Origin of the sequence: Pseudalkalibacillus sp. A8 (genome assembly GCF_045920555.1) — a bacterium.
Classification (GTDB): Bacteria; Bacillota; Bacilli; order Bacillales; family Fictibacillaceae; genus Pseudalkalibacillus.
Window position 1 is genome coordinate 4,960,753 of record NZ_CP174509.1, and the last position, 16,747, is coordinate 4,977,499.

General features: G+C 40.2%; 14 protein-coding genes. 3 read left to right on the top strand and 11 right to left on the bottom strand.

All coding sequences use genetic code 11. The features are described from left to right. Positions 1–79: 79 nt before the first annotated feature. The 4 genes from ACJROX_RS25100 to ACJROX_RS25115 all read right to left on the bottom strand — a co-directional run bounded on the left by ACJROX_RS25100 (position 80) and on the right by ACJROX_RS25115 (position 3,727). A complete protein-coding gene (locus ACJROX_RS25100; protein ID WP_408007941.1) occupies positions 80–808 on the bottom strand; it encodes a TenA family transcriptional regulator in 729 nt (242 codons plus the stop codon). Positions 809–1,058: 250 nt separating this feature from the next. Beyond that, the gene (locus ACJROX_RS25105; RefSeq protein WP_408007942.1) at positions 1,059–2,522 is read right to left on the bottom strand and encodes a hypothetical protein; all 1,464 of its coding nucleotides are present in this window, start codon (positions 2,520–2,522) and stop codon (positions 1,059–1,061) included. A gap of 41 nt (positions 2,523–2,563) precedes the next feature. Further along, complete coding sequence (locus ACJROX_RS25110; protein ID WP_408007943.1) at positions 2,564–3,352, bottom strand: creatininase family protein; 789 nt, start codon at positions 3,350–3,352, stop codon at positions 2,564–2,566. Between the two features lie 39 nt (positions 3,353–3,391). Further along, positions 3,392–3,727: a 2Fe-2S iron-sulfur cluster-binding protein gene (locus ACJROX_RS25115; protein ID WP_408007944.1), complete on the bottom strand. Its 336-nt coding sequence runs from the start codon at positions 3,725–3,727 to the stop codon at positions 3,392–3,394. 321 nt (positions 3,728–4,048) lie between these two features. Between ACJROX_RS25115 and ACJROX_RS25120 the strand changes: the two genes are divergently transcribed. After that, positions 4,049–4,387 (top strand): hypothetical protein, encoded by a 339-nt coding sequence (locus ACJROX_RS25120; protein WP_408007945.1) that lies wholly within the window; start codon positions 4,049–4,051, stop codon positions 4,385–4,387. A gap of 98 nt (positions 4,388–4,485) precedes the next feature. Here the strand turns inward: ACJROX_RS25120 and ACJROX_RS25125 are convergent, their stop codons facing one another. The 7 genes from ACJROX_RS25125 to ACJROX_RS25155 form a co-directional block, all read right to left on the bottom strand. Then, on the bottom strand, positions 4,486–5,871 hold the full coding sequence (locus ACJROX_RS25125; RefSeq protein ID WP_408007946.1) for a hypothetical protein: 1,386 nt from the start codon (positions 5,869–5,871) through the stop codon (positions 4,486–4,488). A 592-nt stretch (positions 5,872–6,463) separates the two neighbouring features. After that, the gene (locus ACJROX_RS25130) at positions 6,464–6,916 is read right to left on the bottom strand and encodes a hypothetical protein (protein ID WP_408007947.1); all 453 of its coding nucleotides are present in this window, start codon (positions 6,914–6,916) and stop codon (positions 6,464–6,466) included. A 2-nt stretch (positions 6,917–6,918) separates the two neighbouring features. Next, entirely contained in the window at positions 6,919–7,737 is an 819-nt protein-coding gene (locus ACJROX_RS25135; protein WP_408007949.1) for a DUF3100 domain-containing protein, read from the bottom strand. A 29-nt stretch (positions 7,738–7,766) separates the two neighbouring features. Beyond that, positions 7,767–8,654 (bottom strand): NAD(P)-dependent oxidoreductase, encoded by an 888-nt coding sequence (locus ACJROX_RS25140; RefSeq protein WP_408007950.1) that lies wholly within the window; start codon positions 8,652–8,654, stop codon positions 7,767–7,769. A 20-nt stretch (positions 8,655–8,674) separates the two neighbouring features. Further along, positions 8,675–10,126, bottom strand: a complete 1,452-nt coding sequence (locus tag ACJROX_RS25145; protein WP_408007951.1) for an aldehyde dehydrogenase family protein — start codon at positions 10,124–10,126, stop codon at positions 8,675–8,677. Positions 10,127–10,273: 147 nt separating this feature from the next. Then, positions 10,274–11,902 carry a helix-turn-helix domain-containing protein gene (locus ACJROX_RS25150; RefSeq protein ID WP_408007952.1) on the bottom strand — a complete coding sequence of 543 codons (1,629 nt, stop codon included), beginning with the start codon at positions 11,900–11,902 and terminating at the stop codon, positions 10,274–10,276. Between the two features lie 129 nt (positions 11,903–12,031). Then, on the bottom strand, positions 12,032–13,432 hold the full coding sequence (locus ACJROX_RS25155; RefSeq protein WP_408007953.1) for an APC family permease: 1,401 nt from the start codon (positions 13,430–13,432) through the stop codon (positions 12,032–12,034). An 825-nt stretch (positions 13,433–14,257) separates the two neighbouring features. On the opposite strand from ACJROX_RS25155, the gene ACJROX_RS25160 reads away from it, so the two are divergent. Then, positions 14,258–15,475: an FAD-dependent oxidoreductase gene (locus tag ACJROX_RS25160; protein ID WP_408007955.1), complete on the top strand. Its 1,218-nt coding sequence runs from the start codon at positions 14,258–14,260 to the stop codon at positions 15,473–15,475. A gap of 122 nt (positions 15,476–15,597) precedes the next feature. Further along, positions 15,598–16,686, top strand: coding sequence for a TAXI family TRAP transporter solute-binding subunit (locus ACJROX_RS25165; RefSeq protein WP_408007956.1), 1,089 nt, complete (start codon positions 15,598–15,600; stop codon positions 16,684–16,686). Positions 16,687–16,747: the final 61 nt, after the last annotated feature.

Below are 16,747 nucleotides of genomic sequence, written 5' to 3' on the forward strand. Positions count from 1 at the left end.
GTAATCCTATGAATTAAAGTGGCAGCTCCCCTCTTCAGGAAACTGCCAAAGTATTATATTTTGCTAGTTTTTAAGTATTTTAAGCTTCGACAAGAGCACCCAGATCTTGTTCGAGGTATTCTCTCCAGAGGCCGTCCATGTACATGCGGCGCATCTTAGCACCAACTCGGACGATCTCCAGACACTTCTGCTGTAACTCAGGTGTATCCGCATGTTCGAGGACGATTTTATATCCGCGCTCTCCATGGATTTCATCCGATACGATGTGTAAGTCGAAGAATTCGATTTCTTCATCATCGAAACCATATTTCTCACGGAGGATCGGTGTTTGTTTACGGTAAATATCCGGGACTTGAGATTCCAATCCAACAACTAACGCCGCTGTGGCAACGACGAAGTTTTCTCTAGCCGCCACCGAATAGCACCAGCTTTGCAAACCTAGAGTCGTAGGCGCCATGTTCTTAGGGTCCTGGACACGATCTCTTGTTGTACCGCAAGATTCTGCAAAACGGATCAGCAAGTCTGTATGACGGTCTGCCGCAATTTCTTCTTCATACATGTTTTGAAGTGTAAAGTCTTTCGCATCTTCATATTCAGGTAGATCCGGAGTGTTATGGTAAATGTAAGAAAGGTAGTTAGCAAAAGGGCCTACGTAATGGTAATGGTTTTCAGCCCATCTCGCAAAATGGTGTCTTTCAAGTTTTCCTTCAGCCCACGCAACAGTGAAAGGAGCTTTCTGACTATGGTTTCCTTTGATCGCCTCTTCTAATTCTTTACGAAACTCATCTTTTGACAATAGTTTTGCCATTTCCATTCTCCTCCTTGAAGGTCATACACTTTAATTTAGTGTACAGTATTTTGTATACCAACTAACGTAAATAATATAACTATACTTCATGAACCCTTGACAACAACTGGATAAGTTAGAAATATAGTTTCGAGTGATAGATTATGATGGATCCATTTGGTATACCATTGATTAAATGGTACCTTATCTTTTTTTATTTGTAAACGGTATTTTCAGAATTTTTTATATTTTTGTTCTTTTAGGTCGATTATCACATGAATAGGACGGCGCATAGCGTGGCGACAAACAACCCTGCAATGACCGGAATGAAGTTTTTCCTGGCTAATTCCAGTACAGAGACCCCGCAAAAACCGGCAACAGCAACGAGCGAAGACCAGGCGATCAATGTTCCGCCGCCAGTCCAGATCGAGCCCATTTGCCCGATAGCAGCTAAAGTGCTTGGATCCAAACCAGTTGTGCTTTCCATCGCACCCGATAGTGCACCGACGAGCGGCAATCCGGAGAATCCAGAACCATCAAGACCTGTTATGATTCCGACAATCAAGATTCCGAACGCAGAGAAAAAGGTGTTTTCAGGGATCGCTGATTGTGCGGATTGGACAAGATCAAAGAGAAAGGCTGGCTTAGTCGCATCTTCCCCTAAAGAGAGGATCGATCCTGTAAAATCCGAGCTACCCATGAAGAAAAATCCTGCAATCGGGATGACTGGCCCCATTGCCCTGAAGGCGAAAACAAACCCATCCGTAATGTGATCACTGATTTTATCAAGGGCTTGGATGCGACGAAATGCAACAGAGGCAAGAATGAGTAGAACCGCGGCCACTCCACCGATGAAGGCTGCACCATCACCGCCTTCAAATCCTCCAGCTTTGGCATCACCTATTTTCGTCGAAAACATGAAAACCATGACACCTAGCAAAGAGAGCGGAACGAGGACCGCAAAAAGCTTCCCCCATAATTCACGTCTATTTTCATAAATCTCATCTTCTGTCGTAGCTGACATTTCAGCTTCCACTTGAGGTGTTGTTGTTAATGCCTTGAGAGCTTCAAGTGAAGATTCGGACTCTTCACTATTCGGTTTTGCAATTGATTTGCGTACACTAAGATAAGCCAACGGGACAGCCACCCCTCCTGTGACGAGTGAGAGGATTATCGCTTTATCAGCAACCTGGGCTGTACTGATTCCAGCCGCACTCGCACTCAGCATAGGAGCGATCTGCATGATGTAATCGGATGACAACGCCATACCTTGACCGGCAATCGCTACAGTGACAGCAGCTCCCATCGCTGGAAGTCCTGCACGGATCGCTGCGGGAACCAGTAACGTACAGATCAGCGGTACAGCAGGTGTCGGCCAGAAAAATAAGGAAATCACATATGTTACCCCGATCAAGACGAAGAATGCAATGTGTCCATTGACCATCACCTTTTGAATCGGAGCGATCATTTTTTCATCCGCACCGATATCTTTCAATGAATTCAGCAAGGCGACCATAAGCGTAATGATCAGGAAAATACTGAATAACTCTTGCGCAGCAACCAAGTTGGCATTAAATACTGCCTGAAAGCCGCCCACGAACGATCCCTTATAAATCCATGCTACTAAAAAGGTCCCAACAATCGTCGGCAGAACAACTCCCCGGCGGAACAGCATAGTAAGGATGACAAGCAACGTGACAATAGCGTACAACCAATGAGCAGCAGACAACTCCAAAATTCCTTCACCCCTTTAGATTCTTTAAAACTTAAAGGCTTTCAATGAACTGACTCTGGCTTGAGCTCCAACAGCTCCCTTAATGCAGCCGATAGGTTTTCCAGTGCTTCCTCTACGATTTGTTCACCTATATCCCTGGATGCTTTTGTGGCATCACCAATGCATCCATTTCGAGTCATATCTTCATAGAAATAAAACCCTTGGATCGGCTTGCCAGGTCTTAATTGTTTGTATCTCCCCCCTTCGTTGAGGTCTCCTTTATTCAGTTTTTCAGTCCGGATAAGCTGGGGAGCCAGGTAGAGGGCTTCTGAAACTTCCCGTTCGCAGCTATGACCGAAAATAGGGGATTTTACATTATCAGAGATTGCTTGTTTTGCTGATGCAGTCGTTTTGGCGAAGTAGATTTCGACATTTTCTTCTGTTCCGAGGGTCGTACTGGCTACACTCAGCGTCGATTGATTTCCACCATGTGCATTCAAAAAAAGGAATTTTTCTACACCATGCCGCTTCAAAGATCGAACCATATCACGTAAAATAGCGATAAGCGTATCTGGATTGAGTGAAATTGTCCCTGGGAAGTTAAGATGATGCGGGGAAACCCCCATGTTGACCGTCGGAGTCACCATTACATACGGAAACATCTTTTCAGCCAGACGATTCGCCATCTCAGTTGCAAGCACCGCATCACAGCTTTCTACCATATGCGGTCCGTGCTGTTCATGAGCCCCAATGGGGATTATTGCCATTTTTACTGTTTCAAGAGCCTCACTGACCTCTTCCCAAGTCATTTCTGTTAACTTATAAGCTTTCAAAACGATATCACTTCCCATTTAATGGAATTTTGTATACCTTTTAAGATAAAAATTAAATCAACCCGTTGTGCTTTCCTGAATCAGCTTCTTTTTCTTCTTAAGCTTGATATCCTCTTGTGTGATCTCTAGATCGTCCTTTACAGTCAACTGGCATGTAAGCCTGTAACCCTCGTCCAAATTTTCACCCAACATTTTCTGTTCCTTCCAATTCGGGGGATCCAATTGATCTGCACCTTCTATTACCCTGCAAGTGCATTTCGTACATTTTCCCATCCCGCATCCGTACTTCAGTTTGGGGAATTGCTTGATCCCAGCAAGAACAACTAGATTTGCATGGTCTTTAACATCTTGTTGCACCACTTCACCGTCGATATGTAATGTCACCTTTGGCATACCAAAACACCCCTTCACAGTAAAATTTTATCGAAATTTTTTGAATTTTAAAATAAGTATACCTGTATTTAACACATCATGTAAACCCTATCCCCCACATTTCTTAATCCCTATTTCAGTTAAAACCTTGATATAACTAGGTTATTCGTTTTTAAAATAAAATTAATAAAAAATTCTGAAAATATTATTGAACTCCATCGACTCTTGTTATAGACTAATAGATAAATGAGTTTGGTATACAAAATACTATAATTGTTTAGTGGATGGCGTATCGATCAAGTAAAGTAGAGAGTTAAAAGAAAACTGAGGAGGAATGTTGTGATGAAGAAGTATATTGTTTTGACCAACAAAGATACATTTCAAACGATTTTGGAGAATGATGGGCTGGAACCTGTGGAGTCTTACAAGTTTTATTTTTTTGATAAGCTGAAATCAACCTACACGATCGCTAAAGTTCTTGATGACAACGCCAAGATCCAATTATATGAAAACTATGAAGGTAAAGAATATGTCAATCATATCAGGGTGAAGTTTTTTGAGACCTTTGAAAACATCGAGGATGCAAGAGAGGAATTATACGAAATCGTAAAAGCTTCTGGCAACAGCGATGATTCCAAATACTCCAGGCTTGTGAAGTCAGAAACTGCCCAAGTTGACTGATAATTAAGCCCATATAAAAAACCTTGCCGTTTAGGTAAGGTTTTTAGTCGTGTATGAAAAAAATGAGGGGCTTACCTATAAAAAAGGGAACCTCCTCACTATACGATGAACTCCAAGAGGATGAGATACACCATACTGCAGCATAAAAATAGTGCGGTGAACGAGATGTTCCAGTTGGATACTTTGAAGGAATTCGTATTGACGATGCTGGACATCAACCCTATCGTAGCGTTGTAAGGTCCCATTAGAAATGCTGAAACTGCTCCTGCCAGCATAGAAACCGTCAGAATGTACGGTGAGACTCCTATGTTTTGCGGATCGAGTGCTTCTGCAAGAAGCGCTAAACCAACTGCGGGATGCAGTCCGGTAAACGCAAGAGCCAACGGTATGAAAGGCAATAGAATGATGAATACCTCAATTCCAATCATATCTTTGACTGCACCGATACCAGTATTCAGCAATATATTCGTATCAGAAAACTGGATAGCTGAAATAAAGAATCCTGCAGCGAGAAAAATGAAAAATTGTTCTTTCATTTTAATCAGGTGTGTTTGGAAATGCTCCCTCAATCCACTTTTGAATTCCTTCGTTTTCTTTAAAAGTATGGACCACCCCATAGCAAACGGAATCACCAATAACGAAACGAGTATGATGAATGAAAAGGTCAATGTCTGCTCCAAAACGGATATCAGCAAGTTGAAGATAATGATCGCAATGAAAATATTTGAGATTTTACCGGAATTACGATGATCTTCCCCTTCTATTTCAATAGAGGCTGCGGTTTCATTCACTCCAAATTCAGCCTTTAAATGCTTCTTCTTCCTTGCAGTGACTCTTCCCATATACCAATCCAGAAGAAGTCCTATCACGCTTAAAGGTAATACATAAGGAAGCATCGATGCCCAGCTCACCCCCGTCATTTCAACGACAATTCCTACAATCGGTGTCACTGGTGCCCACATGAGGGGCATCGCAAATCCGTGTGTGATGGCCCGGCTCATGAATCGTTCCTTATTTTGCAAAGGATACATGTTGGCTGCCGGCCGCATCGAATAATAGGTCATTGGCAATGTAGCGAGATTCATGAATATGCTAAAAAAATAGGAAATCCCTGAAGTCATCGAGTACAGTTGTCCTGATGTTTTGACATTCCTCTTAATGAATTTCTGGATCCCCTTCGCATAGTTTCCCAGTTTGATAGGCAATGCCAGGATCGGAACCATAGCGAACAAAGTAAGCAAATTCAACATCGTACCGAATGATAACAGTACATCTTTCCATCCTGCCCCACTCTTTATCAACATGAACAAACCAGTTGTGAGGAAGATCCCACCAAGTATTTTTACAAATCGAGGGACGATGAAAAGAGTCATCACCACAATCAATAAGCTGACTGAAGAAATCAGAAATGTCACATCAACCTTTGGAAAAACTTCTGATAGAATATATAAGAAGATTGCAATTGCATATAAAAATTTAAGCATACCATCACCTGATTCCTGAAGTACCTATCATTTTATACTATTGGATAAGTAAAATCTATCAAATGGTATACATTTTTAGCAAAATCAATACTATTTTCTCAGAGTTGATAACAAAAAGAATATATGGAGATATGTAGCTTTTATCCCTTTAAACCTTGATATATAAAGGTCTTACAGATATATACCTAATTAGAGCGATACATTTTGGTATACCAAAATGTATTTAATAGACCGATATCCCGCTATCAAATAAGTTTAATTTGGTATTTGGTATACAATTTTATTGACAGTATTAATGCACCCGCCTATCATATAAGTAAGAAAACTTCATATTCATTTGCAGGAGGGAAAAAACATGTTCAATTTTTTCTTTGGTTCAAAGAAAGCTCTAGACAAAGCAAACCGTAAGCTTGCGAGATTAAAAAAAACGTTGAGGTTTTAATAGAAAACCCCGTTTGTTGAAAAACAAGCGGGGCTTTTGTCATATACTTTCCTTTGTTCTATTTATTTTGAAATTGGCTTAATATATTTCAATGGAAAACATTTCAGATGAGTTTCTTCTGTAGATGAACGGGACGATATCCCCTCTTTTTTAAATTATGCCCTGTATTCTAAGGATTACTTCTGCAATGATAGCTGAACCAATGAACGTTCCAAAAAGGACAAAACATGCAACAACGATGCTTCTCCAACCTAGTTTCACAAAATCTGTCCAGGATCTGCCTATTGCGATACCTGCATATGCTAATATGGGTGTGGCTAATGCCAGAAGATTAACTTCATTTGTCCATTGTACTATTTTTTCCGAGCCAGGCATCCACGGCATTGATAGAAGAACACCGATAAGAGCGATATAAGCAACACTCGGTATATTGACAGGTAATAGTTTTTGGATGATCAAACCAGCAAGACATATTAGAATCAGAACTACCATCCCCGGGATAGCACCTACCGGCAAAACATCAAATCCAATCCAATTTCCGAGGAGTGCTACGATACCAAAGATAATCAACAATAACGTCCATTCTTGAATGTTTTTCAGCATAATTACGCCCCCATCTTTGTATTCGGATCTATCTTTTTATTTTTTCGTTTATTTAAGACTTCATAAAATTTCTCCGTTAATGGGAGACCAATGAAGATACTCATATATAAACCGGTTGATAAAGATAACAAATTACTTGCACCAGCAAATGCTAATATATTGTTTTCCATTTCAGGAAATGCTGCAACGAGTGACCCGCTTGCTGCTGCCATCATACTTCCACTTCCGATTCCTGAAGCCATGGCGAAAGAATACGGATGCAAGGGAGTCAAAGTTGCTAAAAAGCCTGATATGAGCCCCATGAACACAGCACCAAACACTGTCCCAAAGATATATATAGCCATTACGCCTCGACCTTCTGGTGAATTGAATCCGAATTTATCCATGATCAGTCCAACGTTTGGTTCACGTGCAACCGAATGTGTCATCCCAATGCTTTCCCTTTTAATCCCGAGGGCAACAGCGAGAGGAAGAGCCAAAATGATCGTCCCTAAATTCCCGAACTCTTGAAGCAGTAGAGCAGGTCCTGCTTCTATAATTTGAGGGAGTGACGGACCAATGATAACCCCGATCTTCGCAATCAACAAAGTTACCCCGAGAACAATCAATGGTTCTGCATTTTTTGATTGTTTTTCTTTAATAATGGGAGTGAAATACAAAGCTAATCCTATAAGAATGGCATACAGCATCGGCAATAATAAAATGACTCCTGGTCCAACAGAAAATTGGTGAATTCCAATCCATTCAGTCAACAAAACAATGACAAAAACGATGGCATGAAGGCGCCAATCTTTCCAAATGTTTTTTTGTACATCAGTCATAAAGCTCTCCCCCTAATTTTCAACAGATTTCAATGCGATTCCAGGTTCGATAATTCTTCTAAAACTTGACTAACAGCAGAAGAATCCAGTTGTCCTTTTCCTTTATGATCGGCTATTTCATACAACTGGTTAATCGTAGAACCTAAAAAGGTAGGTATCTGCCCATCGGATGCAAGTTCCATATACAAATGAATATCTTTCAACATATGGCTTAGCAGAAACTTGACGTTTTCATGAGTTCCATCGATTAAATTAGGACCAAAAACGGATAGAACCCGATTTTGAGCTGATCCTTCCTGCATCACTTCTGCTATTTTACTAGCTGGTACACCTGCTTTGACACCTGTTAAGAAAGCTTCACTCAACAAAACAATGAGTCCTGAAACGACAATGTTATGACATAATTTAACAACTTGACCCGATCCAATTTTTCCAATATATTTAACTTCTTTCCCAATAGCTTGTAAAACTGGTTCAACCTGATGAAACTCCCCTTGGTCACCGCCGACCATAACTGTCAAAATCCCATTTTCAGCTCCTTCTGGTCCACCACTTACGGGACAATCAAAAAAGGAAACACCTTTTTGATAAGCTCTTTCATGGATTTTTCTTGTACTATTTACATCCGTTGTGCTCATGTCCAGAATAAAGGACCCTTCTTTCATGACCTTAAGAGCCCCTTCTTCACCAATAATCGCATCTTCTACTAATATCGTCGTTGGGAGAGACAACAAGAGATAGGTAGATTCCTCGGCGACAGCCTGTACAGAAGACATTGGAATCGCACCAAGCTTCTCAACTGAAGCAACTGCTTCAGGATTTACATCGAAGACAAGTACTTGATGACCATCCAAGATTAAATTCTTAATCATCCCTCGTCCCATCGCACCACATCCAATTACGCCCACAACATTCATATCACCCAACCCCTTTATTTTTATGGATTCATATAAACCGTTTTTATATCAGTCCAAAATTCAAGTGATGTACTTCCTTGTTCACGGGGGCCAATACTTGATGTTTTCTTCCCGCCAAAAGGATACTGGTTTTCAAAATAAGTTGATGGAAGGTTTACATGTGTGACACCTGATTGGATATTCCTAACAAAGTGAAATGCTTTCTTCAGATCATTCGTGTAAATGGTTGAGGATAAACCGAACTCTATATTATTTGCAATTTCAATGGCTTCCTCATACGATTCCACCTCAATGATTCCAATGACAGGTGCGAATATTTCTTCCTGTGCAATTGACATGTCTGATGTAACGTTGCTGAATACGGTTGGCGATACAAAATAACCTTTTGCTTTGTATCCTTCTGTGAGCCGCTTACCTCCGAATTCTAATATAGCCCCTTCTTTGATCGCCTTCTGACAGGAATCCAAATAGAGATTTAATTGAGATTTATCAATTACCGGACCATTATCCACGCCACGTTGAAAACCATCTCCGATAACGAATTTCTTAGCACGTTCTACGAGTTTTTCTTTCACTAGATTTGCAATCGACTTTGGAACAATTACTCGGCTTGTCCCTGTACACCGTTGACCATTATCCAGAAATCCGCTTACTACAATACTGTCAACTGCCTTATCAATATCTGCATCCTCTAGAATGATGGCAGGGTTTTTACCACCCATTTCTGCCTGCATTCGTCCTCCTCTTGCTGTAACGAGGTTTCCTAGCTGAACCCCTACATCAGTCGAACCAGTAAAAGAAACCGCCTTTATGTCAGGATTTGTTCCAAATTCTTTACCGATCACAGATCCCGGACCAGTAACCATATTTACGACACCTTTGGGCACTCCAGAACTTTCAAGCAACTCCAACACTTTAACACTAATCAGAGAAGTGTTACTTGCAGGTTTGAAAACTACCGTATTTCCTGCAACAATGGCCGGTATGATCTTCCAGAGTCCAATTCCTAATGGGAAATTATAAGGGGCGATTACACCAACTACACCTAAAGGCTCCCGAACTGTGTATCCAAAAATATTCGAATCATAGGAAGGAACAGTTTCTCCTTTCAACCTTGTTGCTTCCCCACTAAATTGCTTCATTGCTTGAATAGTTTTGGCAACTTCCCCTTTCGCTTCTCGTAATGATTTTCCAACTTCCTTTGTGATCAGCTCAGCTAATTCTTCCTTTCCATTCTCAAGGTGAGTGATTAATTGGAATACAACTTCTCCCCGTTCTGGTGCTTGTAACATTGACCACGTCGGAAATGCTTGCCTGGCAGCGTCGATTGCGTTCTTCACATCACCAACAGTGGATTTTTGAAAGTATCCCAATACCTCATCTGTGTTAGCAGGATTAAGACTTGGATAGGTCTCCCCGGATTCTGAAGGTTTCCATTCCCCATTTAAATAGTTATTATAAGTGGTTACCATTATGAACCTCCTGATTGTTGTATTATCGAATATAAAAATCGATAGCTTTTAGTAAAGTTCTTGCTCCTCCTTTCTAGAAACTTTTATATTGATAATTATAATATTCTGAAAAATAAAAATAAATGTGGCAAGCCACACAATATTCAATCATACAGTGTGTCTCGCCACATGGATTTGATATGCAATGACTACATTAATCCAATCATTTTCCTGATCAAGTGAAATATTCATAGTCCGTTCAATTTTTTTGATTCTTCGGTATAACGTGTTCGGATGGATATACAATTGTTCCGCTGTCAGTTTATGATTTTTATTAGTTTCAATAAGCTTTCCAAGCGTATCAACATATTCCTGTTCCATTGAAAGCAAAGGTCCAAGTTTATCAGATACATAGTATTCCAATGTTGTCTCATCAATCTTTTGCAATAGCCGTTCGATTCCCAGTTTAGAGTAATCGATGAACTTTTCATTTTGGTTGATCTTTCCATAACGCACAGCATCCAAAGCTTCACGGTAAGAATCTTGAATATATTGGATCGGGACCTCACGCCCTATTCCATATACTATTTCTTTTGTTTCCGAACATATCTCTTCAATCTTATTCACTATTTTTTCTACATTTTCTTTTATATCAACCGGAATGATAAGGATTGTCTGGAAAGCCTTTGTAAAAACGAAATTGGATTTGCAGACATTGTAGCAGATTTTTTCTACTAATCTTATAAACCGTTCCTTTTCAAGAGTTACACTTGGTTTCCAAAGTAGATCATGCTTCCCTTCCAATATCATGCAAACAAATTCACCTTGGGAATTATACTGTAAAGCGTTTGTAAAACGTTTTACTTCCGAAACAGGAGTTCCATCCATCAATTGTTGAAATAGTTCCTCTCGGAAATGCAATTCTTTTTCGTACTGTGCGTTTTGTCTTACTAATTCCAAAGTTAGGGCTGTTGCAGCATGTTCAACTGCTACTAGATTAATTGATGATAATGACGAGAGCTTTTTATCTAATAGGAAGTATCCTAACACTTCTTTTCCATGAACAATTGAATATAAATTTGAATCGTCATCAATACTTTTTTGTTCAACGTATGTTACCTTTGTTGAAATAATACGTGACAATAAAGACAAAATCGTTTCAATTCCTCCCCCATCTAAAATAACCTTAGTGAACTTTTCATGTATATCCAATGAATGTTCAAGTTGTTCATTCTTACTTTTTATATCCTGAAATAAATTAGAATTAACAATGGCAATAGCACTCTGGTCAGCGATAACTTTAATCACTTCCATATCCTCTTCCGTGAAAACTCCATCATTTTCAAAATTGTCCACTACTAGGACACCAAGACATTGATCTTGGTGAATGAGTGGAACACAAAATGCACTTTTTATCTTCCGTTCATATACACCTTTATAATAATAATGATAATTATTTTCCGTCATAGAGGTCATGTGTTCTTCAATCTCGTCTTTGTACGCAAACAAATGGGATTGGCGTGATGTAAAGGTCATCCCAGTCAGAGATTCTCCTGGTGAAAAAGATATATTCTTCATCACTTTAATATCAATTCCAACACCTTCTGCCACTTTTAAAACATTTTCATCTGGCTCATATAAATAAAGTATAATCGTATCCGATACTTCAATTAATTCCTTAGCAGCTTCCACTAATGTTCTTAGTATGGTATTTATATCCAGCGATTTTGTAAGAATCTTATTAATTGAAAAGAGTTTAGAGACTTTTTTATTGTTATTAAACAAGTTAGAAGCCATTACTCTCCCACCCACTTTGTTACTGATAAACTTAGATTTCTATTTACACCTGCCATTACCTTTTTGAAAATATTACCAAAAACAGCGCACCGTCAATTAAAAGGCGCGCTGCATTGGTTGTATAAGCTTCTACATCTTCACTTCCATCTTCTCATCCGGCTGTGCTTTTACCGCGTATGTCCCTTTGTTCATTTGATAGAAGTAATAGGCACCGATCAAGAACCATACAGCTACCATGATCCATTCGGAAGGCCATACGAGAGCTGCTGGCATTCCCGGCATGTAAAGACTGATGAACCCGATACTTAACACGAGCGCAATCCATCCAACAGCGGCCCCATTTCCTGCTCTGAATGGTCTTGCCATTGTTGGTTCTTTTTTACGTAAAACAAGGAATGCCAGTGCAACCATGAAGTAGGCGATCACGATGCCAAGCCCGCCTGCATCGACGATCCAAACAAGCGCAGGCCGACCAAGTAAAGGAGCGAGAACAGCTAGTCCTCCGATTGCAACAATTGCATTGGATGGTGTCTTGTATTTCGGATGTAAGTAGCCGAACCATTTTGGCAGCATTCCGGATTTCGCCATCGCAAATACCACACGGCTTCCACCGATAATAAAGGCATTCCAGCTTGTAATGATCCCCGCTACTCCACCTAAAATGAGAATGTTTCCGAAAGTTTGCGAACCGAAAGCCGCAGCCATCGCATCGGCTGTTGCAAGCTCAGTGTTCGCTAGTGCTGTTTTGTCAAGCGCCAATCCAACACCTAAGGCGATCAGCATGTAAAATACGACTGCACATACAACTGAAAAGATGAGTACTTTTCCGATCTGCTTGAATGGAAGGTTCACTTCCTCAGCAACTTGAGGAATGACATCGAATCCGACAAATAAAAAAGGAACCATGATGAGGACAGTCATGACGCCACCTGCTCCTCCAAGAAAATATGGATCCAGGTTTGCGGAACTACCGCCGACTGCTGAACCGAAAATCAACATGACACCAATCAAAACGATAAGGATTGTCAGGACCATTTGCACAAGAACAGCCGGTTTTACACCGAAATAGTTGATGAGTGTGATGAAGATCGATCCGCCCATTCCGATCAGCACCCATGTCAAGTAGACATCCCAGCCCGCAATCGTCCATAAATAGACAGCCTGGTAATCTGGCAGAATGTAATCCACAACCGTCGGGAGAGCTACAGCTTCGAATGTGACGACAGAGACATAGCCTAATGTGATAGCCCAGGAGGCAATAAACGACGCTTTCTTACCCAACGCCCTGTACACATAAGCATGCTCTCCACCGACTTCCGGCATGGCAGATGCTAATTCTGAATAGGTGAGTCCGACAAAAATGACCAACAGGCCGCCGATAGCGAAAGCAAGTACTGCGCCAATCGATCCTGCTGATGTGATCCAAGTCCCTGATAGAACTACCCAGCCCCATCCAAGCATCGCACCGATTGCAAGCACAAGAACATCAAACTGGGAAAGCACCCTCTTCATGCTGTTTTTTCCATCCATTCCAATCTCACTCCTTCGAATAGGTTCCGGATTTTGTCCCACATTTAAAAAGCCCAAAATTATTGTTTTCAATTATATCAAAATATTATAAAAATTCGGAGTTTTTAAACCAAAAAAAGTAGAAGAATGGCTAATTTGTATAAGAATGCGCGGAAATGAGGCAAAAACCATAGCCATCAAGGAACAAACTTCGGGTGGAAAGCGACTATAGTGCGCTTTCTTTTTTCGACAGCATGCCCTTATTATTGATCGGCGCATAAATATGGAGATTCGGCTTATAAAATTGGAATTCGGCTTATAAATCTCAAAATCGGCTTAATTTCTTCTCCTTAAAAAACAGAATTGGTCGCCTTATTCTAGTTTTCCATATTTTTTTAATCGCCTTGACCATACAGTGGTCAACAAGATATAAGCTTATCAGATTAATGGTTATCGATATCCTAGTATCAATGGTGTTGATATCATGATTAACAGCTAAGTAGAACACTTATCAAAACATGGAGCATTGGTAAATCCTGAAAAACAAGCAGAAGTATAAATAACGTTTTCAATCATTGCTGCCGAAATTTTTGGCAGCTTTTTTTATAAAATTTTCTGATTGTCTCCCCTTTCATCTACTTCATTTAGCCCCTCTGCCTGATTTTGTAGTTAGTTACTGTCATTACAAAAAGTGATCGCAAAAATTTACATTGTTGAAAATATTTTGACAATTAAACTTTCTATATGTTATTCTAAACCAAATAAACGATTAGTTATTAGTGTTAACTTGTTGTTTATGGTTATCTTACAACTTGCATAAACTTACTTAACAGGAGGTTTTTTAAAGTGGCTACATACCCTGTAACAATTATCGGAGCTGGACCAGTCGGCCTGACTGCAGCGGAAATCTTGTCTTATCATAAGATCCCTGTAAGGGTTCTTGAAAAAAATGATAGTCCCAGCAAAGAGTGGAGAGCATCTACTTTTCATGCAGGTACGTTAGAATTACTGGAGGAAACAGGGATAACGGATGCCCTGATCTCGATGGGGATTACTGCTGATAAAGTCCAATATCGAGACCGAAAAAAAGGGCTTTATGCAGAATTTGATTTCAATCTGTTGAAGGACGAAACTAAGTATCCATTCCGATTGCAATGTCCTCAATCTACATATGTCGAATTACTACATAAACGTCTGAAAGACAATAAGTATGTAGATATACAATTTAATACTGAATTAGTAGAAATTCAGTACAACGATGAGATGGTAACCATTGTTACCAATACACCTGACGGTCAAAATGAATACAATTGCTCTTATGTTCTGGGGGCAGATGGTGCCCGGAGCAGAGTCAGAAAATCGCTCGGGCTTGATTTTGATGGTTATACATTGGAACAAAGGTTCCTTCTTGTCGGCACACCAAAGCCATTCAATGAATACCTGCCGGATATCTCTTATGTCAATTATATCTCAGATCCTGAAGAATTTTTATTCATACTGAAGGTTCCAGAGGCGTGGAGGCTCTTATACCCTATCAATCCAGATATACCAGATGAAGTAGCACTTGATAAAGATAATATCCAAAAAAGCCTGCAACGAGCATTAAAAACAAAAGATATTTTCCCAATTGTAGAAAGGATGATCTACCGGGTCCATCAGAGGGTAGCAAATATTTTCTATAAAAACAGAGTTGTTTTGTTAGGAGATGCTGCTCATGTTAACAGTCCGATGGGGGGACTCGGCTTAAACAACGGGATTCATGACGCTGTTGATCTAAGTATACGTTTAGTCAGAATCATCAATGAAGATTCTGATAGAGAAAGAGAGTTAGAGACTTATAATGCTGCAAGACGGAAAGTAGCGATCGATTATATCCGGCAAATCAGTGAAAGAAACACGAAAGTAATGAGTGAACAAGATGAAGAGTTGCGGATACAGCTTCAGCAAGAGTTAGCTAAAGAAGCTAATGACAAAGCGAAAGCCAAAGAGTGGCTGTTACGTTCTTCTATGATTGCCAGTATTAGAGATCAGGGAATCGGCAAGCTACCCGAATCGATAGTCTAGATTCTTTCTTTTTTCCATTTATCAGACTAAGGAGTTGATACATGTCAAGATTCCTTCATTTCCTACGAGTATTTTGTAAGCGCTTAGATTCGATCACAATACCAATAAAGGAGCGATAATAAATGGGGGTAATAAAAAATATGAAAAAAGCATTCAGTTTATTGACTATCATAATGATAATGATCTTCGTCACAGCATGCAGCGGAGCTGGAACCGAAGGGACGTCAAGTGCTGATGGTGGCGACTCATCTAAGGAAGGTGTAATCAGTATAGGGACTACTCCAGTAGGAGTATCTTACAATGCTATCGGTAACGGGTTGGCTAAAGTAATCAGTACCAATTCATCATTGAAGATATCTGTTAAGCCCACAAATGGGATCAGTGCATGGGGACCACAGTTAGACAAAGGTGAAATACAATTGGGGGTTGGTTCAGGTCCAGACCTAGCATGGGCATTCAATGGAGAAAATGGATATAAGGCAGTGAAAAACATGCGTTTGCTCGTACGCGGTAACTACCTAAGTGTAACTGGAGCAGCTGTACCCAAAGACTCTGATATTAATAGTATTGCAGATTTAAAAGGTAAAAGGGTGTCAGCAGACTATCCAGGATCAGCTATCGCGAAAATGATCTTGACCGCTGCTCTGAACGCTAATGACTTGACATGGGATGATGTGAAAAAAGTACCGATTCCTAATACAGCTGCAGGAATCGAAGCACTACAGGACAATCGAGTCGACGCTGCTTTCGCTTTGACTCCAACAACTCCGATCATGCAGGAAGCTCATAATTCAGTCGGATTGAAATCACTCAACTTCCTTGATGACGTATCTCCGGATGAAATAGATGAAGTTCCTCAAGATGTCATCGATGAAATTACATCCATAGTGCCTGGAGTCCAATTAACAAAGATCCCGGCGAATGGTTACATTGCTGAAGAAGCAGTTGGAGTCAAATATCCGGCACAAATGGTCGCCTCCACTCACCTATCAGAAGATGCCGTATATGAGATCATGGAAACCCTTTGGGAAAATTATGAAGATTTAGCACCTATCCATGCATGGTTGAAAACTTGGACTCCTGAAAGCTTCTTTGATCCGGACCCTACACTTCCGTATCATCCAGGAGCTGTCAAGTTTTATAGGGATAAAGGCCTTTGGAATGATGAGGTAGAAAAAGTACATCAAGATTTATTGAAGCAAGCAGAATAAACATGAATGACTTTCTGTTAAGCATTCTTCAAAGATAGAAAAAACTATTGATTGTCGACCT